Consider the following 22,522-nt stretch of genomic DNA (forward strand, 5'->3'; position numbering starts at 1 on the left):
GGGCAGGATTCGAGCTGCGTGATCGCGGCGCCGGTATCCGGGAGGACAGTCGCGATTGCTGGACCAAAAATCAACCGCCATCGGCGGTTGCGGCGGTGCTTTGCCGGATTGCCACCAGGTCAATCGCTTTCGGGAGGAAGTTCAATGAAGAAATGGTTCGCCGCGCTGGCCCTGTCCTGCGCCTTCGTCCTGCCGGCCGGAGCACAGGAAGACCCTGTCAGGATCGCGCTTTTGCACGGCCTGTCCGGCTCGCCGCTCGAAGCCTATTCGAAGCAGACACAGACCGGTTTCGAAATGGGCCTCGAATACGCGACCGACGGCACGATGGAGGTCAAGGGCCGCAAGATCGAGATCATCAGGAAGGACACGCAGTTCAAGCCCGACGTTGCCCGCGCGCTGCTCGCCGAAGCCTACGGTGACGACGATGCCCTGATCGCGGTAGGCGACACGTCCTCGGGTGTCGCGATGGCGCTTCTGCCCGTCGCAGCCGAGTATGAGCGCATCCTCGTCGTCGAGCCAGCCGTCGCAGATGGCCTGACGGGCGCGGATTCCAACCGCTACGTCTTCAAGACCTCGCGCAATTCGTCGATGGACATGCAGGCCCAGGCACTCGCGCTCCAGCCCGACGAAAACCTCTACGTCGCAACCCTGGCGCAGGACTACGCCTTTGGCCGAGACGGCGTCGCCGCTTTCAAGGCCGCGCTCGAAGGCACCGGCGCCAATCTCGTCGCCGAGGAATACGTTCCCCAGCAGACGACCGACTTCACCGCGACCATCGAGCGTCTGACGGCGGCGCTGCGCGACCAGCCTGGCCGCAAGGTCATCATGATCTATGTCGCCGGCATCGACGCCATGACGCCGCTCGCCTCCGCCAATCTCGACCGCTTCGACATCGAGCTTTCGACCGGCGGCAACATCCTGCCCGCGCTCGTCTCCTACAAGCAGGTGCCGGGCATGGAAGGCGCGATCTACTATTACTATGAACTGCCCGAAAACCCGGTGAACGACTGGCTGGTCGAAGAGCATATGAAGCGCTTCAACTCCCCGCCGGACTTCTTCACCGCCGGCGGCATGGCTTCAGCCATGGCTATCGTCAAGGCGCTTGAGACGGCCGAGGACTGGGACACCGAAACGCTGATCTCCACCATGGAAGGCATGTCCTTCGACACGCCGAAGGGCGAAATGACCTTCCGTCCGGAAGACCATCAGGCGCTGCAGTCGATGTACCACTTCAAGATCGCCGTCGAGGACGGCGTGGAATGGGCCGTGCCGGAACTGGTGCGCGAGATTACGGCCTCCGAAATGGACATTCCGGTCGGCCGGAATAACCAGGAGTAGCGTCTTTCCCGGCGACCTTTGCCCGGAACGCATGCCGCCACTGCGATCCGCTTCGCGCGCCACCTCTCCTCCTGCGGGGGGAGAGGGACCCACGCTGGATAAGCCTCGGCATGGCGGCCACGCACCTCTCCCCTGAGCCGGGGGGAGAGGTGACACGAAGGGCCGCAGTTGGGCCCACAAGCAGGTAGAGACATTGACCGCTTTCATCCGCACCGAGAACCTGACGATCCGCTTCGGCGGCCACGCTGCGGTGAACGACGTCACCTGCGCGTTCCAGCCGGGCGAGCTGACCGTCATCGTGGGCCCCAACGGCGCCGGCAAGACGACATGGTTCAATCTTGTCTCCGGCCAGTTGAAGCCGACCGAGGGACGCATCTTCAAGGGCGCAACGGAGATCACGCGGCTGTCGGCTTCGGCCCGCGCAAAGACGGGCATCGGCCGCGCCTTCCAGTTGACCAATCTCTTTCCCAAGCTGACCGTCCTGGAGAACGTCCGACTTGCCGTCCAGGCAAAGGCCGGGCAGGGACCGTCCGCCCTGCGCAATGCGGCCAGCCTCACCGACCTTGGCGACAAGGCCGCGCGTTATCTTGAACAGACGCGCCTGTCCGCCGTCGCTCATCTGCCGGCCTCCGCCCTGCCGCACAGTGACCAGCGCAAGCTGGAAGTCGCCATGCTGGCAGCGATGGAGCCCGACATCTTCATGTTCGACGAACCGACCGCCGGCATGTCCGTCGACGAGGCGCCGGTGATCCTCGAACTGATCGCGGAGCTGAAGAAGGACCGGTCGAAGACCATCCTCCTCGTCGAGCACAAGATGGACGTCGTCCGCGCGCTCGCCGATCGCATCGTCGTGCTTCACAATGGCGAGCTCGTCGCCGACGGCAAGCCGGCCGAGGTGATGGCGCTGCCCATCGTGCGCGAGATCTATCTCGGCGTCGGCGCGGAGCAGGTGGCATGACGAATTCGATCCTGCGGCTCGACGACGTCCACACCGACATCGCGCAATACCACATCCTGCACGGCATCTCGCTCGACGTACCCGAAGGCGGCGTCCATGTCCTTCTCGGCCGCAACGGCGCCGGCAAGACGACGACGCTGCGAACGATCATGGGGCTGTGGAAGGCGAGAAAGGGCGCGATCGTCTTTCGCCATCATGACATCACGGCGATGCACACCTGCGACATCGCCCGCCTCCGCATCGCCTTCGTGCCTGAAAACATGGGCATCTTCGGCGGCCTGACCGTCGAGGAGAATATGCGCCTGGCCGCCACCCGCGGCCGCTTCGACAGGGCCCGCCTCGACCGCGTCTTCGCGATTTTTCCGGCGATGGAAAAGTTCTGGGACCGTCAGGCCCACGCGCTTTCGGGCGGCCAGAAGCAGATGCTCGCCATTTCCCGCGCCATCATCGAGCGCCGCGACCTGATCTTGATCGACGAGCCGACCAAAGGCCTCGCCCCCGCCATCATCCGCAACATGATCGACGCCTTCCGCGAGATCGGCGAGGAAACGACGATCCTGCTGGTCGAGCAGAACTTCCTCTTCGCCAAGGCGCTTGGCCGGACGGTCGCCGTCATCGACGACGGACGCATCGTCCATCGGGGGGAGATGGCTGAACTCGCGGCCGACGCGGAATTGCAAGCCCGTCTGCTCAGCCTGTCGCTGGAGGCGCATTGATGGTCTTACGCCGCGTACCCCCACCCTTCATCCCTCCCCACAAGGGGGCGGGAGGCCGTCCACATCCCGGTTCCCTTGCCGCGTGGCACCTCGCCGAAAGCACGGGCACAGCGCCTGCGACTCCCTCCCCTTTGTGGGGAGGGATGAAGGGTGGGGGTCACTTCGCAAAAAACACCTGCGCTTCGCGGAGCCCCCTCCAATGAAATCCCTCTCCGCCACATTCGATCGTTTCGGCGGCGTCATGCTGCTCCCGCTCATCCTCGCCATCGTCGCCTTCGTTCTCATCGGCCGACCGTCCTCATGGGCCACGCTCACCATTGCCGGCCTTGCCATGGGCATGATGATCTTCCTGATGGCGTCGGGCCTGTCGCTGATCTTCGGCTTGATGGATGTTCTGAATTTCGGCCATTCCGCCTTCGTCTCCTTCGGCGCCTTCATCGGCGCGACGGTGCTCGCATCGCTCGGCATCTGGGTCAGCGGCGATAGCGCGTTCCTCAACATCGCCGCTCTCGTCGCCGCCATCGGTGCGGCCACGGCCTTCGGCGCGCTTGCCGGTTGGTTCTTCGAGCGCGTCATCATCAAGCCGGTCTATTCCGATCACCTGCGCCAGATCCTCATCACCGTCGGCGCGCTGATCGTCGCCGAGGAAATCCTGCTCGTCATTTGGGGCGGCACCCCCATGCCCGTCCCGCGCCCGGCGATCCTCACCGGCTCGTTCCTGATCGGCGACGTCGCGGTCGAGATTTACCGCATCTTCGCCTTCCTGCTCGGTCTTGCCGTGTACCTCGTTCTGCACCTGACGCTGAACCGCACCCGCATCGGCCTTTTGATCCGCGCCGGCGTCGAAAACCGCGAGATGGTCGAGGCGCTCGGTTTCCGCATCGACCGTCTCTTCATCGGCGTCTTCATGGCGGGTTCGGCGCTCGCGGCCATGGGCGGCGCCATGTGGGCGGGCTATCAGGGGCTGATTACGCCCGCGCTCGGCTCAGAGCTGATGGTGATGGTCTTCATCGTCGTCATCATCGGCGGCCTCGGCTCCATCCAGGGCTCGCTCCTCGGCGCGCTGATGGTGGGCCTCACCACCAACTACGTCGCCTTCCTGTTTCCCAAGCTGGCGCTCGCCTCGACCATGATCCTGATGATGATCGTGCTCCTGTGGCGGCCCTGGGGCCTCAAGCCCGCCGTGAAGGGGTGAGGATATGACCGCTCAAACCTTCGCCGTCCCTGCACGCGCCGCCACCTCCACACGCGTCACCATCGGCCGCGTCATCGTCTACGGCTTCGCCGCCATCGTCGGCCTGTGCCTTCTCTTCGCGCCGTTCCTCTTCCCGGACGTGCGGGCGCAGGAAGTCGCCGCGCGCATCTGCGTCTTCATCGTGCTCGTCGCCAGCTACGATCTCCTGATCGGCTACACAGGTATCGTCTCCTTCGCCCACACGATGTTCTTCGGTCTCGGGGCCTATGGCACCGCCATCGCGCTCAAGACCATGGGGCGCGGCTTCGACGCCATCCTCGTCGGCGGCTCGCTCGGCGTGCTCGCCGCCTTCGTGCTCGCCGTCCTCATCGGGCTCTTGTCCTTGCGCGTGAAGGCGATTTTCTTCGCCATGGTCACGCTGGCCGCCGCTTCCGTCATGCTGGTGCTCGCCAGCCAGCTCTCGAACTTCACCGGCGGCGAGGACGGCATCACCTACGAGATCCCGCGCTTCTTCTCCCCGGCCAACCGGCTGGAAGACGCCAATGGCGACCAGGTCCGCCTGTTCGGCGTCCCGGTCACCGGCCGGCTCTATCTTTACTATTTCGTCTTCCTGTCCTCGCTCGCACTCTTTTACCTCATGGTGCGCATCGTGCGCTCGCCGCTCGGCACGGTCCTGCAGGCGATCCGCGAAAACGAGATGCGCGCCGAGGCGATCGGCTACCGCGTGGTCGCCTACCGCACTTCCGTCTTCTGCATCGCCGCCGTCGTCGCCGCGCTGGCCGGCGTCCTGCGCGCCGTCTGGCTGCGCTATACCGGGCCGGACGTGACGCTCTCCTTCGACATCATGATCGATGTTCTGTTGATGGTGGTGATCGGCGGCATGGGCACCATGGTCGGCGCCATCGTCGGCGTCGTCATCATGACGCTCGCGCAGTTCTACCTGAAGGACCTGATGGGAGCGGGCGCGCAGGCCACGGCCGACCTGCCGCTGATCCCGGAGCTTCTCAATCCCGACCGCTGGCTCTTGTGGCTCGGCATCCTCTTCATCCTGCTCGTCTATTTCTTCCCGTCGGGCATCGCAGGCACGCTGCTCGGCAAAGGTGGCCGCAAATGAAACCCGTCTCGACCTACATCCCCGCCGCCGGCTTCGAACTCCACGTCACCGAGTGGGGTGACCGCTCCAGGCCCGCCCTCGTCATGTGGCACGGCCTTGCCCGCACGGGCCGCGATTTCGACGAGGTCGCCGAAGCGCTCTCCGACACCTATTTCGTCATGTGTCCCGATACGCTCGGCCGCGGCCTGTCGAGTTGGGCGCGCGACCCGGCGACCGACTATTCCTACGCCACCTTCGGCGCCACCGCGCAGGCGATGCTCAACCATTACGGCGTCGAGAAGACCCGCTGGATCGGCACGTCGATGGGCGGGCTGATCGGCGTCACGCTCGCCGCCGGCGTGCTGGAAGGGCGCATCACCCATCTCGTCATCAATGATGTCGGCCCCGACATTCCCAAAGCGGGCACGGGCCGCATCGTCGAATATGTCGGCAATCCGCCCGTCTACCAGCGCATCGAGGAGCTGGAGGCCTGGCTGCGCCGGAACTATGCCCCCTTCGGCGAGAACACGCCCGCCTTCTGGCGCCGCATGGCCGACACCTCGTCGCGTCGGACCGACGACGGCCGCATCACCGTCCATTACGATCCGCAGATCGTCGCCCAGTTCACTCACCACAAGGGCGATCTCGACATCTGGTCATCCTACGACCGGCTGACGATCCCGACGCTTCTTCTGCGCGGCAGGACGTCGGACGTCCTTTCCGCCGAGACAGCCGGGGAAATGACGAAGCGCGGCCCCAGGCCCCGCCTCGTCACCTTCGAGGAATACGGCCACGCCCCGACGCTTGCCAGCGGGCGCGAGATCGCATTGCTGCGGGAATTCCTCGCGTGATGCCAAGGCGTCAGCTCTAAGGGCAGAGCTCGACGATGGCGCCTGTCCTTCTCGCGGGAGGGATAGAGGGCGGGGGTTCTCTTTCGAAAGCCCTACGCTGTCCGCGTACCCCGCATTTTCGTCCGCCACAGGATCATGGTCATGATCGCGACATTCATCAGGTTCCAGGCGATCCCGTTCAGGAACGCCGCCTGGTACGATCCGGTGATGTCGTAGATCAGTCCCGACAGCCAGCCGCCAAGCGCCATGCCGATGATCGTCGCCATGATGACGAGCCCGACGCGCTGTCCCGCCTCGTGCGCCGGAAGATATTCGCGCACGATGATCGCGTAGCTGGGCACGATGCCGCCCTGCGACAGGCCGAAGACCAGCGAGACGACATAAAGCGAGGCGAGGCCGTCGAAGGGGATGTAGGCGGCGAGCGCCAGCATCTGGAACACCGAGCCGATGAGCAGCGTCTTCACCCCGCCGATATGGTCGGCAAGAAAGCCCGAGGCGAGCCGGCTCACGACGCCGCCGATCAACATCAGCGACAGCATTTCCGCCCCCGTCGACATGCCGAAGCCGAGATCGACGCAATAGGCGACGATGTGGACCTGCGGCATCGACATGGCGACGCAGCAGCCCAGCCCCGCGACCGAAAGCAGGATCTGGAGCTGGCGCGGCGAAAGGTCGATCGACCGTACCGGCTTCGGAACCACGGCATGGGCGCCGGAGCCGAGGTCCGGCGCGCGCGCCTTCAGGAACATCAGCGCCAGCGGAACCATGGTGACGAGCGCGAACGCGCCGAGGCCCAGATAGGTCGTCCGCCATCCCCAGTCCGGCAGCACGGCCTGGATGACCAGCGGCCAGATCGCGCCGGCGAAGTAGTTGCCGCTCGCCGCCGCCGCCACAGCGACGCCGCGGCGCTTGACGAACCAGTGCGAGATGTCGGCGATCAGCGGGCCGAACGTCGCCGCCGCGCCGAAGCCGATCAGAATCTGTACGATCGCGAAGACCCAGATCGAAGGCGCGAGCGCCGCCGCCGCGTAGCCGATGCCGAGCGCCAGCGCCGAGCCGATGACGGGCAGCAAAATGCCGGCCTTGTCGACGAAGCGGCCCATATAGACGTTGCCGATGGCAAAGCCGACCATGGTCATCGTGTAGGGCAGGGAGGAGGCGGCGCGCATCGTGCCGAACTCGGCCTCGATCGCCGGCATCACGACCACGACCGACCACATGCCGACCGAGCCGATCGTGGCGATCAGCACCGACATGACGAGGCGCGTCCAGGCGTAGCGGCCGTCGATCTGGCTGATCCGGTCGAGTGCGGGCCGGTCGGGCGCGGGCCGGGCGGGCGCGGGTATGGGTTCCAATGGATTCTCCTCCCCCCTTGGTTACCGGCCCGTCGCGACGGCCGTCAGCGCCAGAGCGCGCCAACGACCGAGCCAGTTCCAGGCATCGGTCCGAACAGGGAGCGGGTTTCCGGAGGCTCCCGACGCGTCAGATAAGCCGCATGAAGCCTTGGCGCAAAAGGTCGAGCGCCAGGAGCGAGATGCCGATCCTGAACCAGCGGCGAAACTGCGCTTCGGGCAACCGTTCCAGCCATGTGGAGCCGTAGACCGTGCCGAGATACCCCGATGCGATCATCAGCGCGACGAGCGGTACCCATGCCGCGAACGCGAAGCCTGCCAGGCCGAAGACGACGATCTTCAACGCATGCTGGATCGTCATGCCGGCGGCATGCGTTGCGACCAGCGCCTTGCGGTCATCGGGAATGATCTGCGCGAAGACGGAGGATAAAAGCGGCCCCGTGGCCCCCACCATCATGGTCAGGAGCGCGGTTGCGGCGCTTCCCACCGCGAGCCCGATCCGCCCCAGCCTGTCGAAGCCGGGAATTTTTCCCCAGGTCACGATGAGGATGAACCCGCCGAGCACGAGCTTCAAGAGCGCGTCGGGCAGCTGCACCACGACGAGCGCGCCGGCCCCCGCGCCGACGAGCGACCCGATCAGGAAGGGCACGAAGATGTCGTGCCGGATGAACGGCCGCTGGTGCCAGGCCCGGCCCGTATTGGAGCCGAGCTGCACGGCGCCATGAACCGGAATCAGCGCCATGACGGGCAGGAAGAGCCCCATCAGCGCCAGCATCGCCACCCCGCCCCCGACGCCGAAGGCGGCCGTCAGCGCCGAGGTGAAAAAGCTCGCGACGACGAGCAGCGCTGCTGCCCAGATTGCCAATCCATCGGGAAGAAAGCCGGCAATCGCCTGCAATGCCTACATGCCCTGCGGGCGCGTGAACTGGCCGGCCGCGCGGTAGGTCCACAGATAGGTCGGCAAGATCGCCTCCATCGCCTGCGGACGGATGCCGAGCCCTTCGAGCGTGCGCCCTTCGTCCTCGGCTTGCGGCGAGACGACATTGTCGGTCTTGAGAAGTTCGACCTGGTCGCGCGTCAGCAGCGGTTTGGGAAGGCGGCCGAGGATCGCGCCCTGCAGCTCGGCGATCTTCCACGGGATCGGGACGAAGAGCCGCTTGCGGTCGATGATCTTGAGCATCAGCTTCATGCAATCGCGGAAGGAGAGCGCCTCCGGCCCTCCCAGTTCGTAGACCTTGCCGCCCTCGACCTGCCCGTCGACGGCGCGCGCGAACGCCTCGGCGACGTCGCCGACATAGACCGGCTGGAATTTCGTGTCCCCGCCGCCGATCATCGGCAGCGCCGGTGAGAGCCGCGCCATGGCGGCGAAGCGGTTGAAGAACCCGTCCTCGGGTCCGAAAATGATCGAGGGCCGGAAGACGATCGCGTCCGGCAGCACCGCGAACACCCCCGCCTCGCCCTGGGCCTTGGTGCGGGCGTAGTCGGAACGCGAATTCGCATCCGTGCCGATCGCCGACATCTGGATGAAGCGGGCACCTGCGTCGCGCGCCGCTTGCGCGGCCATGCGCGCGCCGGCGGCCTGCACCGCGTTGAAGGTCTGCGTGCCGCTTTCCGAGAGGATGCCGACGAGATTGATCACCCAGCCGGCGCCCTCGACGGCCTTGTCGATCGAGGCACGGTTGCGCAGATTGCCGCGCACGGCATGGATCTGGCCGACATTGCCGAGCGGCTGCAGATGGTGCGCCGTGTTCGGATTGCGGCTGACGACGCGGATGCGGTACCCACGCTTTGCCAGCGCGCGGACGACGTAGCGGCCGACGAAACCGGAACCGCCGATGATCGTGACGAGGGGAGGAATCTGGGTGACGGTGGTCATCGCGTCCTGCTCTTTGAAGCCTTCGCGGCTGTCTTAATCACTTTGGCTTGAAACGCAAAGGGTCAAGAACGGCGCGGCCAACAATGTTGCTTGTGCATGGCAGGCATTCCGTCTCGTCTGTTGACCGGTTGCTGCAGCGGCGCGACACCTTCCCTTCCGCTGGGTGATCGGCGCAATAATAATCGGGGCATCGCGTTCTTGCTCCGCCAGAAGATCAGGGATGGACATGACCAAAGCGCATATCGGCCTCATCGGGCTCGGAACGATGGGCTCCAATCTCGCCTTGAACATCGCCGAGAAGGGCCATGCAGTCGCCGTCTACAATCGCACGGCATCCAAGACTGGCGCATTCTTCGAAAATGCCGGCGAACTGCGCGAGCGCATCGTGCCCTGCGCGACGCTGGCGGAATTCGTCGCCCAGATAAAGCCGCCGCGTCCGGTCATCCTCATGGTCCAGGCCGGCAAGGCGGTGGACGAGCAGATCGCCGCGCTGCGCGATCATCTGCAGGCCGGCGACATGATCATCGACGCCGGCAATGCCAATTTCCGCGACACGATCCGCCGCTTCGCTGAACTCGACGGCTCCGGCCTCACCTTCGTCGGCATGGGCGTTTCTGGCGGCGAGGAGGGCGCACGTCACGGCCCGTCAATCATGGTCGGGGGCGCGCAGGCTGCATGGCGGCAGATCGAGCCGATCCTGACGGACATCGCCGCGCGCTTCCAGGGCGAGCCTTGCGCTGCGTGGCTGGGCGAGGGTGGCGCCGGCCACTTCGTCAAGACCATCCACAACGGCATCGAATATGCCGACATGCAGATGATCGCGGAAATCTACGGCCTCCTTCGCGATGGCGCGGGCCTGTCGGCGGGCGAGATGGCAACCATCTTCCAGCGGTGGAATTCCGGCCCGCTCGAATCCTACCTTGTCGAGATTACTGCCGAGGTCCTGCGCGCGACCGACCCCGCGACCGGCGGACCGCTGGTCGACGCGATCCTCGACCGAGCCGGCCAGAAGGGCACAGGCCGCTGGGCGGCGGTCGAAGCCCAGTTGATGGGCATACCCGCCACCACCATCGAAACCGCGGTCGCCGCGCGCAGCCTTTCGGCGGAAAAGGAGATGCGCCTGCGGGCTGAAAGCATCTATGCAGGCTCGGTCCCCGCCACGCCCATCGTCGCTGACGACGCGTTCATCCGCGATCTCGAACACGCACTCCTCGCCGCCAAGCTTGTCGCCTACGCGCAGGGCTTCGCCGTGATGGAGGCAGCGTCGGCCGAATTTCGCTGGGACCTGCCGCTCGGCACCGTGGCGCGCATCTGGCGCGCCGGCTGCATCATCCGCTCGCAGTTCCTGAGCGAGATCGCTGCCGCCTACGACCAGGCGACTGAGCCGGCGCATCTTCTCTTGATGCCTGCCTTCATCGACACGATGATGATGGCGAGTCCGGCGCTGCGCCGCGTCGTCGGCCGCGCGGTCGAAGCCGGGCTGCCGGTTCCCGCGCTCGCCGCCGCGATCACCTGGTTTGATGCCTTCCGGCAGGGCCGCAGCACCGCCAACCTCATTCAGGGCCAGCGCGACTTCTTCGGCGCTCACGGCTTCGAGCGGATCGACGCGCCCGGCGAACACCATGGTGACTGGTTGAGGCAAAGCAAGGCCGGAACCTAAACCCTCTCTTTACCCAGTCGGCAAGCAGGTAAGGCCCGGTAATCTATCCTTTACTAGCGCAGCCCAAGTCTGGCGCCATGCGTCATGCATGTGTCCAAGGCGGGGGCCTGCCATGTTGAGAAAATTCCTTGAATCGCGCTCTGGAAACTTCGCGATTCTTTCCGGCGTCACGATGATTCCTCTGTGCCTGGCGGCAGGGGTGGCGATCGATTACTCGCGCCATCACTCGGCGCAGCGGCACCTGCAGGAAATTGCCGATTCCACGTCGCTCGCGCTGGCGTCGACCAAGGTACAGAACCAGGCTCGCCTCGAGCAACTCGCCAGCGACTATCTGGCGGCCAACCGCAAGGGTTCGCGGGTGCAAGAGGTTCGGGTGGCGAGCGTCGTGGCGTCGAGCGAAAGCGTCGATGTCGAGCTTCGCGGCTCGATCCCGACCACTTTCATGGGCCTCGCCGGCTATCATCAACTTGACGTCGGTGCGTCGGCGCTCGCCGAGCGCGCAACGCGCGGCACCGTCGAAGTGTCGCTGGTGCTCGACAATACGAAGTCGATGGAGGCGACGGCCGGCTCGGCGACGACGCGCATCGCCGCGCTCAAGTCTGCCGCCACGGAGCTCGTCGATGCGTTGCTGAAAAACGGCGACACGTCGGTGCGCATTGCTTTGGTTCCCTACGCCGACAACGTCAATGTCGGACTGGCCTACCGCAATGCGTCGTGGACCAGCGTTCCCGACGACGTGACGACTGTCACTACGACGCCTGCCAAGGCGGAAAGCTGTACGACGGTCACGACCGAAAAGCGCAAGACCACGCAAGACCCAACTTACACCTGCACCAAGGAAGTCGACGGCGCGACCTTCGAGACGACCTGCGGCGGCGGGTGGAACTACGAAACGGTTGAGATTCCGCCCAAGGAGGTCTGCACCAAGGCGCAGCCCGAAAAGACCACGTCGTCGACCACGAAATGGTTTGGCTGCATCGGTTCGCGCATGGGCGGGACCAATCGCCTCACCGATGCCAATCCTGCGGTTCGCTATCCCGGCTACACCGATGTGCGGCAGAAATGCGTGACGCCGATCGTGCGCCTGACGAGCGACCGCGCCGCGCTCAAGGCTGCGATCACGGGCATGGTGACGAGCCTGCCTTCCTATTCGCCGAACACCTTCATTCCAGCTGGCCTCATCTGGGGGCACAACACGCTTTCGCCGAAAGGACCTTTCGCCGATGGATTGCCCTATGACGAAGGCAATCTGCGCCCGCGCAAGGTCGTCGTCCTGATGACGGACGGTTCGAATACGCTCCTCTACCGCAAGAGCGACGGCCGCTCGACCACATCGGCGAGCAAACTGACCGGGTCCGAGCGCCAGACATATGTTCGCAAGGAATGCGAAGACGAAGACGATGACGACGATGACGATGAGGGCGGCGCTCCCGTGGATGGTGAGGGCTGCGATCTCGACCCGATCGGCAAGGATGCATACGCGCAAACCAACGAGGACACGGTCGCCATCTGCACCAATATGAAGGGCCACGACATCGAGATATTCACCGTCGCCTTCATGGTCGAGGACCCGGTCGCCCGCGACATGCTGAAAGCCTGCGCAACCTCCTCGCAGCACTATTTCGAGGCCGCCAACGCTTCGATCCTTTCGGCAGCCTTCTCCGGCATTGCCCAGTCGCTTCAGGTCGTACGTCTGGCACGCTGATCGCCGAAAATGACGAGGGACGGGGGCTTAACGCCCCCGTTGCCGCGTTCAGTTCCCCAAAATCCCCGGCAGCTTCAGCCCCTTTTCGCGGGCGCAGTCGAGCGCGATGTCGTAGCCTGCATCGGCGTGGCGCATGACGCCGCTTGCCGGGTCGTTCCACAACACCCGCTCAAGCCGCCGCGCGGCGTCTTCGGTGCCGTCGGCGACGATCACCATGCCCGCATGCTGCGAAAACCCCATGCCGACGCCGCCCCCGTGGTGCAGCGACACCCAGGTCGCGCCCGATGCGGTGTTGAGCAGCGCGTTGAGAAGCGGCCAGTCGGACACCGCGTCCGACCCGTCCTTCATGGCTTCCGTTTCGCGGTTGGGCGAGGCGACCGAGCCCGAATCGAGATGGTCGCGGCCGATCACCACCGGCGCCTCTAGTTCCCCCTTCGCCACCATCTCGTTGAAGGCGAGGCCGAGCCGGTGCCGGTCGCCAAGGCCCACCCAACAGATGCGCGCCGGCAGGCCCTGGAACGCGATGCGGTCCTTCGCCATGTCCAGCCAGCGATGCAGATGATCGTTGCCGGGCGTCAGTTCCTTCACCTTGGCATCGGTCCTGTAGATGTCTTCGGGATCGCCCGAGAGCGCCGCCCAGCGGAACGGCCCGACGCCGCGACAGAACAGGGGCCTTATATAGGCCGGCACGAAGCCGGGAAACACGAAGGCGTTCTCCAAGCCCTCTTCCTTCGCCACCTGGCGGATGTTGTTGCCGTAGTCGAGCGTCGGAACGCCATCGTTCCAGAAAGCCACCATCGCCTCGACGTGGCTGCGCATCGACGCGCGCGCGGCCGTTTCCACCGCCTTAGGATCGCTCTCGCGCTTCGCCTTCCATTCAGCGAGCGACCATCCCTTGGGCAAATAGCCGTTGAGCGGATCGTGCGCCGAGGTCTGGTCGGTCACCATGTCCGGCTTGACGCCGCGCCTGACGAGTTCGGGCAAGATTTCGGCCGCATTGCCCAAAAGCCCGACCGACTTCGCCTCGCCGGCCTTCGTCCAGCGCGCGATCATGTCGAGCGCCTCGTCGAGGCTTGTCGCCTTCTCGTCGACATAGCGGGTGCGCTTTCGAAAATCGATCCGCGTCTCGTCGCACTCGATGGCAAGGCACGATGCGCCCGCCATCACGGCGGCCAGCGGCTGCGCGCCGCCCATGCCGCCCAGCCCAGCCGTAAGTATCCACTTACCTTTAAGGTTGCCGCCATAGTGCTGCCGCCCGGCCTCCACGAAGGTCTCGTAGGTGCCCTGCACGATCCCCTGCGTGCCGATATAGATCCACGAGCCGGCCGTCATCTGGCCGTACATCATCAGGCCGCGTCGATCGAGCTCGTTGAAATGCGCCCAGTTCGCCCAATGCGGAACGAGGTTGGAATTGGCGATCAGGACGCGCGGCGCGTCCTTGTGCGTGCGGAACACGCCCACCGGCTTGCCGGACTGGACGAGAAGCGTCTCCTCCTCGCTCAGATCCTTGAGGCTCGCGACGATCCGGTCGAAATCCGCCCAGGTCCGCGCCGCGCGCCCGATCCCGCCATAGACGACCAGCTCGTTCGGGTTCTCCGCCACGTCCGGGTCGAGATTGTTCATCAGCATCCGCATCGCCGCCTCGGTCGTCCAGTGCTTCGCAGTGATTTCCGGGCCTCGCGGCGCGCGGATCTCACGGATGTTGTGGCGTGGATCGGTCATGAGCGTCCTCCGAAAGCCGCGTCTTCAAGTGCGGCGAGCAATGTCGTGAGCGTATGGCGCAGCGGCGCGGCCTTGATCGCATCGTATGTCCAGGGTTCCGTCTCGTCGGCGAGATAGGCCGATTGCGCGATCTCCATCTGGATCGCGTGAACGCCCGTCTGCGGCCTGCCACAATGGCGCGTCGTCCAGCCGCCCTTGAAGCGACCGTTGGCGACGAAAGGGAAACCCGAATTTTTGGCGATTTCGATCGCGATCCGCTCAAATTCTGGGTCGCAGGTCCCCCCGTCATTGGTGCCGATGTTCAGCACCGGCAGTTCGCCTTCGAACAGGAAGGGGCAGCGCGAGCGGATCGAATGACAGTCATAAACCACCGCGATCCCATGCGTCGCCTTGACCCGCGCGACCTCGGCCGCGAGCGCCGCGTGGTAGGGCGCATGCCATTCCGCGAGCCGCCGTTCGCACTCCGCTGCGTCCGGCAGGTCCGTCCAGATCGGCTGGTTGTCGAAATCGGTCTGCGGCACCAGCCCGGTCGTGTTCTGCCCTGGATAGAGGCTGACGCCCGACGGGTCGCGATTGGCGTCGATCAGATAGCGATGGAAATTCGCCCTCACCACCGACGCACCCGGCAGAAGCCCCTCATACAGCCGGTCGATGTGCCAATCCGTGTCCCGCAGCTTGCGGCCTTCCGCGTTGAGCTTCGCGGCTACCGCATCGGGCACATAGGTCCCGACATGCGGCATGCCGAGAATGACGGGCGAGGTTCCCTGGGTGACGGAAACAGGTCTCATGGAGACACCCCTTCTTTCGACGGGGACCCCCACCCCGTACCCCTCCCCACAAGGGGGAGGGAGTCGTCGGCGTCACAATGAATGCTTGATCCTTCGCTGCAATACTGCTCGCAGCGTGGATGTATCCCTCCCCCTTGTGGGGAGGGATAAAGGGTGGGGGTCCCCTTCACCGAGAGCATGGCGGTCCGCTTCGCAAAAACCCTCACCATACCAACCCCGGCAACACATCCCCCACGCTCGCATTCAGCGCCCCGGACCGCACCAGTTCCGCCGCCGCCTCGAGATCCCCGGCCATGTACCGGTCCACCTCCAGCCCCGCGACCGACCCGCGCACCACGCCATACGCCGCTTGCAGCGCAGCGCTCGTCTTCAAGGGCGCGCGAAAATCCAGCCCCTGCGCCGCGGTCACCGCCTCGATCCCGATGATGGCTGCCAGATTGTCGGTCATCGCGAGCAGCCGTCGTGCGCCATGGCAGGCCATCGACACATGATCTTCTTGGTTGGCCGAGGTCGGCGTCGAATCCACCGAGGCCGGGTGCGCCATCTGCTTGTTCTCGCTCATCAGCGCGGCCGAGGTCACCTCGGCGATCATCAGGCCGGAATTCAGCCCCGGCTTTGCGGCCAGAAACGCCGGCAGGCCGAAGGAGAGTGCCGGATCGACCAGGAGCGCGATCCTCCGCTGCGCGATCGCGCCGATCTCGCAGATGGCGAGCGCGATCTGGTCGGCGGCAAACGCCACCGGTTCGGCATGGAAGTTCCCGCCCGAAAGCACCTGTCCGTCCGACAGCACCAGGGGGTTGTCGGTCACCGCATTCGCCTCGATGACCAAGGTTCGCGCCGCCTGGCGCAGAATGTCGAGGCATGCGCCGTCGACCTGCGGCTGGCAGCGGATGCAGTAGGGGTCCTGCACGCGCTCGTCGCCCTCGCGATGGCTTTCGCGGATTTCCGATCCGTCGAGCAGTGCCCAGAGCGCCGCCGCGGTATCGATCTGCCCCTGATGGCCGCGCAGCGCATGGATCTCGGGATGGAACGGCGCAGACGAGCCCATCGCCGCGTCGGTCGAGAGTGCCCCGGTCACAAGCGCCGCATTGGCCGCGCGATGCGCCTTGAAGAGCCCTGCAAGCGCCAGCGCGGTCGATACCTGGGTGCCGTTGATCAGCGCCAGTCCTTCCTTGGCGGCAAGCGTGATGGGGCTGAGCCCCGCGCGCTCCAGCGCGACCCGTCCGACCAATCGTTCCCCGGCAAAAAAAGCCTCGCCCTCTCCGATCATCACAGCCGTCATATGCGCCAGCGGCGCGAGATCGCCGGACGCTCCCACCGAGCCCTTTTCCGGTATCACCGGAACGACGCCCGTTTCCAGCATCGCCTCGATCAGTTCGACGGTCGAAGGTTTGACGCCCGACGCCCCGCGCCCCAGCGAAGCAAGCTTCAGCGCCATCACCAGCCGCACGATCTCCGGCGCCAGCGGCGCGCCCACGCCGCAGCAATGCGACAAGATGAGATTGCGCTGCAGCGTCGCCACATCCGCCGCCGCGATCTTCACCGAGGCAAGCTTCCCGAACCCCGTATTGACGCCATAGACAGCGGCGTCGCCTTTCGCGATCCGGTCGATCACTGCGCAAGCGCTTGCGATGCCCGGCCGGCAGGCCTCATCGAGCCGCGCGCACGCGCCGTTCCAGTAGATCGCCTGAAGCTGGTCGAGCGTGACGGCCCCAGGGGTGAGGGTGATGGTCAAGCTACGATCCTCTCGCTCAAGGCATTGAATCCGATCCGGTAGACCAGTTCGGCCGGATGCTCGGCATCCCACACGGCCAGTTCCGCGCGCTTGCCGGCTTCGATCGTTCCGATCTCTTCACCCAGCCCGAGCGCCCGCGCGGCGTTGCGCGTCAGACCTGCCAGCGCCTCCTCCGGCGTCAGCCGGAACAGCGTCGCGGCCATGTTCATCGCCAGAAGCGGCGAGGCGAGCGGCGAGGAGCCGGGATTGCAGTCGGTGGCCACGGCGATCGGAACGCCCGCCGCGCGCAGCGCCTCGACCGGCGGCATCTGCTTTTCGCGCAAGGTGTAGAACGCGCCCGGCAAGAGCACTGCGACGGTTCCCGCCTCCGCCATCGCCGCCACGCCTTCGGCGCCCAGATATTCCAGATGATCGGCCGAACGTGCGCCGTACCATGCCGCCAGCTTGGCCCCGCCCAGGTCCGACAATTGCTCGGCATGGAGCTTGACCGGCAGGCCAAGCGCGGTTGCCTTGTCGAAGACGCGGGAAATCTGCTCGGGGCTGAACGCGATGCCCTCGCAGAACGCGTCGACCGCGTCGATCAGCCCCTCTTCGGCGCCGACTTCCATGCCGGGCAGGACCACCTCGTCGATATAGGCATCCGCGCGGCCCTTGTATTCGGCCGGTACGGCGTGTGCGGCGAGATAGCTCGTCTTTACCCGCACGTGGCGCAGGCGGCCGAGCTCATGCGCGGCGCGCAGCATCTTCAGTTCGTCCTCGACGGTCAGCCCGTAGCCGGACTTGATCTCGACCGTGCCGACCCCCTCCGCGATCATCGCGTCGAGGCGGGGCAGCGCCTGACGCGCCAGTTCCTGCTGGGAGACTTTGCGCGTGGCTGAAACGGTCGAGACGATGCCGCCACCCGCCCGCGCGATTTCCTCATAGGTGGCGCCGTCGAGCCGCATCTCGAACTCGCGCGCGCGATTGCCGGCGAAGATGAGATGCGTGTGGCAGTCGATCAGCGCCGGCGTAACGAGCCGCCCGCCCATGTCGCGTGTCTCGAACGCGTCGAACCCCTCCTCGAAATCCCCGCCCGGCCCGGCATAGACGATCCGCCCGTCGTGAATGGCGACCGCGCCATCCTCGATCAGGCCGTACGGCCGATCGGCGGTCATGGCGGCCAGGCTGAGATTGGTGAGAAGCGTCGGGGTCATCGCTATCGCTTGCGCAAATTCAAATCCGCGTTTACGCTATTATGTATAGACATAATATGTCAATCGGGATTCCCCATGACCTACATTTTCGCCCAGACCGCGCTTCTACCTTCCGGCTGGAAGGCTGATGTCCGGGTCGTACTCGGCGCCGATGGGCGGATCGAATCCGTGCAGGGGGAAGCGGTGCGTGGCGCGGACGATCAAGCCGTGCCGCTCCTTCTCCCCGCGCTTTCGAACCTGCACAGCCACACCTTCCAGCGCGCCATGGCCGGCCTTGCCGAGCGGCGTGGCCCATCGGGCCGCGACTCGTTCTGGACATGGCGCGAGATCATGTATCGCTTCCTCGACCTGCTCGATCCCGACGATATCGAAGCCATCGCCGCCTTCGCCTTCATGGAAATGCAGGAGGCGGGCTTTTCCGCCGTCGCCGAGTTTCACTATCTGAACAACCAACCGGGCGGTGCGGCATACGCCGACCGAGGCGAACTCGCGGCCCGCATCGCGGCCGCCGCGAAGACGACCGGCATCGGCCTGACACTCCTTCCCGTCCACTATGTCCAAGGCGGCGTGGACGGCCGGCCGTTGAAGGGCGGCCAGTTGCGCTTTGCCAACGATCTCGACGGCTATGGCGAACTCGTCGCCCGCTGCGAGGCCATCGTCGGCGCCGCGTCGACAGATACCGGCCTCGGCCTTGCGCCACATTCGCTACGCGCCGTCCCGGTGTCCGACCTCGCCGAAATTTCAGGCTGGAAACCCGATCTGCCGCTCCACATGCACATCGCCGAGCAGGAAGCCGAGCTTGCCGAAACGCAGGACGTCCTCGGTGCGCGGCCGATGGAGTGGCTCCTTGCCAATCATGACGTGAGGCAGCGCTGGTGCCTGATCCACTGCACCCACATGAACTTAAGGGAAACGGCAGCGCTTGCTGGCACGAAGGCGGTCGCCGGCCTGTGCCCGATCACCGAGGCCAATCTCGGCGACGGCATCTTCGATGGCGACCACTATCTCCAAAATGGCGGCCGGCTCGGCGTCGGCTCGGATTCCAACATCGCCATCTCGACCATCGGCGAGTTGCGCCAGCTCGACTATTCGCAGCGCCTGCGCGACCGCGCGCGCGTGGTCCTTGCCGACCCCGGCGGATCGGCTGGCCGAAAGCTCTACGATCTCGCATCCTCAGGCGGCGCGCAGGCGCTCGGCCGAGCATCAGGCGCCATCGAGGCCGGCAACTGGGCCGATCTTCTCGCCATCGACCCGGCCCGCGCCGGTCTCCACGGCCTCGCAGGCGACATGATGCTCGATGCCTATGTCTTCGCGGGTTCGCAAACCTGCGTCACCGATCTCTGGTCGGCGGGCCGACATATGATAAGGCAGGGCCGGCATGTCGCGCGTGACGCGATCGCCGCCCGCTACAAGTCCCGCCTGACCTCGATCATGGACCGTCTGTGACCGCCGCCCGTTCCTCCTACCGCGCCATCCGCGACGAGATTTCGCGCCGCATCGCCAGCCGCGTCTGGCTGCCGGGCGCGCTGATCCCCGGCGAGGAAGCCCTGTCGGTGGAATTCGGCGCGGCCCGCGCGACCGTCAACCGCGCGCTGCGCGAACTCGCCGAAGCCGGGCTCATCGAGCGCCGCCGCAAGGCCGGCACTCGCGTTTCGCTTCATCCGGTGCGCGAGGCGCGCTTCGTCATTCCGCTCGTGCGCCAGGAGGTCGAGGCGGGCGGCGCGGCCTACCAGTACCGGCTGCTTTCGAGCGAGACGATCGAGGCCCCCCCGCTCATCCGCGCCCGCCTCGGCCTTTCGGCGGACGCGCTGCTGCGCCATGTCCGCGCCCTGCACCTGGCCGACCGCCGGCCCTACCAGTTCGAGGATCGTTACATCGTGCTTGAAACCGTGTCCGCCGCTAAAGACGCCGATTTCACCGAAACCGGTCCGAACGAATGGCTCGTCGAGACGGCGCCCTTCACCCATGCCGAATTCACCTTCCACGCCGACGCTGCGGGCGCGGAAGCGGAATTGCTGAACGTGGAAAAGGGCGCGCCCGTCTTTGTCGGCGAGCGCATCACCTGGCTCGGCGAAAGGCCGATCACGCTGGTGCGCATGATCCACCCCTCGACCTATCGCATGGTGACGAAGCTCTAGGCCGGCACCCGCCGCCAGGCATAGGCCGGCGCATCCGCAGGCTTTGCGGACTGTTTCGCCGCGGGCTGGTAGTGGACGCCGAGCCCGCCGGGCCTGCCGGCTTCCAGCCGCGCCAGCGTCGGGCCGTTCGTCACTTCCAGCTCGTCGAATCCGGTGCGCAGCATGTGGTTGACGAGATCGATCAGCACGTCGCCATGCGCACGGAGCGTTCCGGTAAATCCATGCCGGCTGCGCAAGAGTTCCGCCTTCGAGAACGACCGCCCGTCATTATAGGCGGGGAAGCCGAGGGAGATCAGCGACAGCCGGTCCAGATGCGGCAGGATCGCATCGTGACTTTCGCCCGGCGCCAGATGGACGCCGAGCGGCCCCGCATTCGTCCCGGCCTCGATGGCGGCCAGAAAGGCGTCGAGCGGCATGATGACGTGATCGCCCGCTGGCGTCTCCGCGTCGCCGCGCGTCCACAAATCGTCGATGAAGCCCGCCTGCGTCCAAAGGCGCGTCACATTCCCCTCGCTCATCAGGCAGCCTTCGCTTCAGCGCCATAAAGCGCCTGCTTGAACGGTGCCGCCCCGACCCGGCGATAGGCGGCGAGGAAGTCTTCCGACTTGTCGGTCCGCAGCGCCAGATAGGTCTCGACCACGGTCTCGATCGCGTCGGCGATCTCCTCGGCGGTGAAGCCCCGGCCGACGATCTCGCCGATCGACGTGTTCTCGTCCCCCGAGCCGCCGAGCGTGATCTGGTAGAGCTCGGTGCCCTTCTTCTCGACGCCCAGAATGCCGATATGGCCGACATGGTGATGGCCGCAGGCATTGATGCATCCGGAGATTTTCAGCTTCAGCTCGCCGATCTCCTCCTGCCGCGCCTGGCTGCCGAAGCGGTTCGAAATCTCCTGCGCGACCGAGATCGAGCGCGCATTGGCAAGTGCGCAATAGTCGAGGCCAGGGCAGGCGATGATGTCGGTGACGAGGCCCGCATTGGCGGTCGCAAGACCGATCGCTTCGAGCCGCTTGTAGACTTCCTTCAGGTCGGCCCGCGCGACATGCGGCAGAATCAGGTTCTGCTCATGGCTGACGCGGATTTCGTCGAACGCCAGTTCCTCGGCGAGGTCTGCCACCGCATCCATCTGCGCGTCGGTCGCATCGCCCGGCACCTCGCCGATGCCCTTCAGCGAGATCGTCACCGAGGCATAGTCCGGGTTCTTGTGCGGATTGACGTTGCGTTTCACCCAGCTTGCGAAAGCCGGGTTGGCGAGCTTCGCGCTGGTCTCGATGACCGTGCCTTCCGGCCGCGCGGGCAGTGCCGGCGGCGTGAAATAGCGCTCGATCGCGTCGATGTCGGCCTGCGGCAGCTTCAATTCGCCTTCGCGGATCGCGGCGAACTCCGCCTCGATCTGGCGCGTCAGCTCTTCCGTGCCGGTCTCGTGGACGAGGATCTTGATGCGCGCCTTGTACTTGTTGTCGCGCCGACCGTTGAGGTTGTAGACGCGCAGGATCGCCGTCGTGTAGGTCAGCAGATCCTCTTCCGGCAGAAAGTCGCGAACCTTCTTGGCGACGAAGGGCGTGCGCCCCTGTCCGCCGCCGACATAGACGGCAAAGCCCAGCTCGCCTGCCGCGTTCTTCTTCAGATGCAGCCCGATATCGTGAACCTGGATCGCCGCGCGGTCGCGCTCGGCGCCCGTCACGGCGATCTTGAACTTCCTCGGCAGAAACGAGAATTCGGGATGCACCGAAGACCACTGCCGAAGGATTTCGGCATAGGGCCGCGGGTCGGCGACCTCGTCGGCGGCCGCGCCCGCGAAATGGTCGGCCGTCACGTTGCGGATGCAGTTTCCGCTCGTCTGGATTGCGTGCATCTCGACGGAGGCGAGATCGGCGAGGATCTGCGGGATGTCCGACAGTGCCGGCCAGTTGAACTGCAGGTTCTGGCGCGTCGTAAAGTGGCCGTAGCCCTTGTCGTAGGTGCGCGCGATGTGCGCCAGCATCCGCAGCTGCCTGGACGACAGCGTGCCGTAGGGAATGGCGATCCGCAGCATGTAGGCGTGAAGCTGAAGGTAGACGCCGTTCATCAGCCGCAGCGGCTTGAACTGGTCTTCGGTCAGTTCGCCGGCAAGCCGCCGGTCCACCTGGTCGGCGAACTCTGCGGTGCGGGCCTTTACGAACTGGTGGTCGAACTCGTCGTAACGATACATGAAATCCTCGTCTC

At 65.6% G+C, this 22,522-nt stretch carries 19 protein-coding genes; 10 read left to right on the forward strand and 9 right to left on the reverse strand.

What is annotated here, in order from left to right; all coding sequences use genetic code 11:
* The first annotated feature begins 144 nt into the window (after nucleotides 1-144).
* The 6 genes from GTK01_RS09725 to GTK01_RS09750 all read left to right on the forward strand — a co-directional run bounded on the left by GTK01_RS09725 (nucleotide 145) and on the right by GTK01_RS09750 (nucleotide 6,151).
* Nucleotides 145-1,338 (forward strand): substrate-binding domain-containing protein, encoded by a 1,194-nt coding sequence (locus GTK01_RS09725; RefSeq protein WP_252925685.1) that lies wholly within the window; start codon nucleotides 145-147, stop codon nucleotides 1,336-1,338.
* Nucleotides 1,339-1,531: 193 nt separating this feature from the next.
* Nucleotides 1,532-2,296 carry an ABC transporter ATP-binding protein gene (locus GTK01_RS09730; protein WP_252925686.1) on the forward strand — a complete coding sequence of 255 codons (765 nt, stop codon included), beginning with the start codon at nucleotides 1,532-1,534 and terminating at the stop codon, nucleotides 2,294-2,296.
* Nucleotides 2,293-3,012: an ABC transporter ATP-binding protein gene (locus tag GTK01_RS09735; protein WP_252925687.1), complete on the forward strand. Its 720-nt coding sequence runs from the start codon at nucleotides 2,293-2,295 to the stop codon at nucleotides 3,010-3,012. The genes GTK01_RS09730 and GTK01_RS09735 overlap by 4 nt, the downstream gene beginning before the upstream one ends.
* A gap of 199 nt (nucleotides 3,013-3,211) precedes the next feature.
* Nucleotides 3,212-4,207 carry a branched-chain amino acid ABC transporter permease gene (locus tag GTK01_RS09740; RefSeq protein WP_252925688.1) on the forward strand — a complete coding sequence of 332 codons (996 nt, stop codon included), beginning with the start codon at nucleotides 3,212-3,214 and terminating at the stop codon, nucleotides 4,205-4,207.
* 4 nt (nucleotides 4,208-4,211) lie between these two features.
* On the forward strand, nucleotides 4,212-5,321 hold the full coding sequence (locus GTK01_RS09745) for a branched-chain amino acid ABC transporter permease (RefSeq protein ID WP_252925689.1): 1,110 nt from the start codon (nucleotides 4,212-4,214) through the stop codon (nucleotides 5,319-5,321).
* On the forward strand, nucleotides 5,318-6,151 hold the full coding sequence (locus tag GTK01_RS09750; protein WP_252925690.1) for an alpha/beta fold hydrolase: 834 nt from the start codon (nucleotides 5,318-5,320) through the stop codon (nucleotides 6,149-6,151). The genes GTK01_RS09745 and GTK01_RS09750 overlap by 4 nt, the downstream gene beginning before the upstream one ends.
* A 92-nt stretch (nucleotides 6,152-6,243) precedes the next feature.
* On the opposite strand, the gene GTK01_RS09755 is transcribed toward GTK01_RS09750, so the two are convergent.
* From GTK01_RS09755 to GTK01_RS09765, 3 genes are all read right to left on the reverse strand, one after another.
* Entirely contained in the window at nucleotides 6,244-7,407 is a 1,164-nt protein-coding gene (locus GTK01_RS09755; RefSeq protein WP_252925815.1) for an MFS transporter, read from the reverse strand.
* Between the two features lie 226 nt (nucleotides 7,408-7,633).
* Nucleotides 7,634-8,401 (reverse strand): sulfite exporter TauE/SafE family protein, encoded by a 768-nt coding sequence (locus GTK01_RS09760; RefSeq protein WP_252925691.1) that lies wholly within the window; start codon nucleotides 8,399-8,401, stop codon nucleotides 7,634-7,636.
* Between the two features lie 3 nt (nucleotides 8,402-8,404).
* A complete protein-coding gene (locus GTK01_RS09765) occupies nucleotides 8,405-9,379 on the reverse strand; it encodes a complex I NDUFA9 subunit family protein (RefSeq protein WP_252925692.1) in 975 nt (324 codons plus the stop codon).
* Nucleotides 9,380-9,605: 226 nt separating this feature from the next.
* On the opposite strand from GTK01_RS09765, the gene gndA reads away from it, so the two are divergent.
* Both gndA and GTK01_RS09775 read left to right on the forward strand, forming a co-directional pair.
* The gene (gene gndA, locus GTK01_RS09770; protein WP_252925816.1) at nucleotides 9,606-11,039 is read left to right on the forward strand and encodes an NADP-dependent phosphogluconate dehydrogenase; all 1,434 of its coding nucleotides are present in this window, start codon (nucleotides 9,606-9,608) and stop codon (nucleotides 11,037-11,039) included.
* A 112-nt stretch (nucleotides 11,040-11,151) separates the two neighbouring features.
* Nucleotides 11,152-12,744: a TadE/TadG family type IV pilus assembly protein gene (locus GTK01_RS09775; RefSeq protein WP_252925693.1), complete on the forward strand. Its 1,593-nt coding sequence runs from the start codon at nucleotides 11,152-11,154 to the stop codon at nucleotides 12,742-12,744.
* Nucleotides 12,745-12,792: 48 nt separating this feature from the next.
* Here GTK01_RS09775 and hutU read toward each other — a convergent pair whose 3' ends face one another.
* The 4 genes from hutU to hutI form a co-directional block, all read right to left on the reverse strand.
* Nucleotides 12,793-14,466, reverse strand: coding sequence for a urocanate hydratase (gene hutU, locus GTK01_RS09780; RefSeq protein ID WP_252925694.1), 1,674 nt, complete (start codon nucleotides 14,464-14,466; stop codon nucleotides 12,793-12,795).
* Nucleotides 14,463-15,254 (reverse strand): N-formylglutamate deformylase, encoded by a 792-nt coding sequence (gene hutG, locus GTK01_RS09785; RefSeq protein ID WP_252925695.1) that lies wholly within the window; start codon nucleotides 15,252-15,254, stop codon nucleotides 14,463-14,465. The genes hutU and hutG overlap by 4 nt, the downstream gene beginning before the upstream one ends.
* A 202-nt stretch (nucleotides 15,255-15,456) precedes the next feature.
* Entirely contained in the window at nucleotides 15,457-16,989 is a 1,533-nt protein-coding gene (gene hutH, locus GTK01_RS09790; protein WP_252925696.1) for a histidine ammonia-lyase, read from the reverse strand.
* Entirely contained in the window at nucleotides 16,986-18,182 is a 1,197-nt protein-coding gene (gene hutI / locus GTK01_RS09795) for an imidazolonepropionase (protein ID WP_252925697.1), read from the reverse strand. The genes hutH and hutI overlap by 4 nt, the downstream gene beginning before the upstream one ends.
* Before the next feature lie 75 nt (nucleotides 18,183-18,257).
* Between hutI and GTK01_RS09800 the strand changes: the two genes are divergently transcribed.
* Complete coding sequence (locus GTK01_RS09800; RefSeq protein ID WP_252925698.1) at nucleotides 18,258-19,628, forward strand: formimidoylglutamate deiminase; 1,371 nt, start codon at nucleotides 18,258-18,260, stop codon at nucleotides 19,626-19,628.
* Nucleotides 19,625-20,320 (forward strand): UTRA domain-containing protein, encoded by a 696-nt coding sequence (locus tag GTK01_RS09805; protein WP_252925699.1) that lies wholly within the window; start codon nucleotides 19,625-19,627, stop codon nucleotides 20,318-20,320. Before GTK01_RS09800 ends, GTK01_RS09805 begins: the two co-directional genes overlap by 4 nt.
* Here GTK01_RS09805 and GTK01_RS09810 read toward each other — a convergent pair.
* Nucleotides 20,317-20,838 carry a DUF934 domain-containing protein gene (locus GTK01_RS09810; RefSeq protein ID WP_252925700.1) on the reverse strand — a complete coding sequence of 174 codons (522 nt, stop codon included), beginning with the start codon at nucleotides 20,836-20,838 and terminating at the stop codon, nucleotides 20,317-20,319. The two genes, GTK01_RS09805 and GTK01_RS09810, sit on opposite strands and share 4 nt — an antisense overlap.
* Nucleotides 20,838-22,508: a nitrite/sulfite reductase gene (locus GTK01_RS09815; protein WP_252925701.1), complete on the reverse strand. Its 1,671-nt coding sequence runs from the start codon at nucleotides 22,506-22,508 to the stop codon at nucleotides 20,838-20,840. The genes GTK01_RS09810 and GTK01_RS09815 overlap by 1 nt, the downstream gene beginning before the upstream one ends.
* Nucleotides 22,509-22,522 lie beyond the last annotated feature (14 nt).

This window comes from Aliihoeflea sp. 40Bstr573 (assembly GCF_024105655.1).
In the GTDB taxonomy this organism is placed as follows: domain Bacteria; phylum Pseudomonadota; class Alphaproteobacteria; order Rhizobiales; family Rhizobiaceae; genus Aliihoeflea.

Coding starts and splice junctions, on each gene's coding strand:
- GTK01_RS09725 (WP_252925685.1), top strand. CDS start 145: ATGAAGAAATGGTTCGCCGCGCTGGCCCTGTCCTGCGCCTTCGTCCTG.
- GTK01_RS09735 (WP_252925687.1), top strand. CDS start 2,293: ATGACGAATTCGATCCTGCGGCTCGACGACGTCCACACCGACATCGCG.
- GTK01_RS09740 (WP_252925688.1), top strand. CDS start 3,212: ATGAAATCCCTCTCCGCCACATTCGATCGTTTCGGCGGCGTCATGCTG.
- GTK01_RS09745 (WP_252925689.1), top strand. CDS start 4,212: ATGACCGCTCAAACCTTCGCCGTCCCTGCACGCGCCGCCACCTCCACA.
- GTK01_RS09750 (WP_252925690.1), top strand. CDS start 5,318: ATGAAACCCGTCTCGACCTACATCCCCGCCGCCGGCTTCGAACTCCAC.
- GTK01_RS09755 (WP_252925815.1), bottom strand. CDS start 7,407: ATGTCGGTGCTGATCGCCACGATCGGCTCGGTCGGCATGTGGTCGGTC.
- GTK01_RS09765 (WP_252925692.1), bottom strand. CDS start 9,379: ATGACCACCGTCACCCAGATTCCTCCCCTCGTCACGATCATCGGCGGT.
- gndA (WP_252925816.1), top strand. CDS start 9,606: ATGACCAAAGCGCATATCGGCCTCATCGGGCTCGGAACGATGGGCTCC.
- GTK01_RS09775 (WP_252925693.1), top strand. CDS start 11,152: ATGTTGAGAAAATTCCTTGAATCGCGCTCTGGAAACTTCGCGATTCTT.
- hutU (WP_252925694.1), bottom strand. CDS start 14,466: ATGACCGATCCACGCCACAACATCCGTGAGATCCGCGCGCCGCGAGGC.
- hutG (WP_252925695.1), bottom strand. CDS start 15,254: ATGAGACCTGTTTCCGTCACCCAGGGAACCTCGCCCGTCATTCTCGGC.
- hutI (WP_252925697.1), bottom strand. CDS start 18,182: ATGACCCCGACGCTTCTCACCAATCTCAGCCTGGCCGCCATGACCGCC.
- GTK01_RS09800 (WP_252925698.1), top strand. CDS start 18,258: ATGACCTACATTTTCGCCCAGACCGCGCTTCTACCTTCCGGCTGGAAG.
- GTK01_RS09810 (WP_252925700.1), bottom strand. CDS start 20,838: ATGAGCGAGGGGAATGTGACGCGCCTTTGGACGCAGGCGGGCTTCATC.
- GTK01_RS09815 (WP_252925701.1), bottom strand. CDS start 22,508: ATGTATCGTTACGACGAGTTCGACCACCAGTTCGTAAAGGCCCGCACC.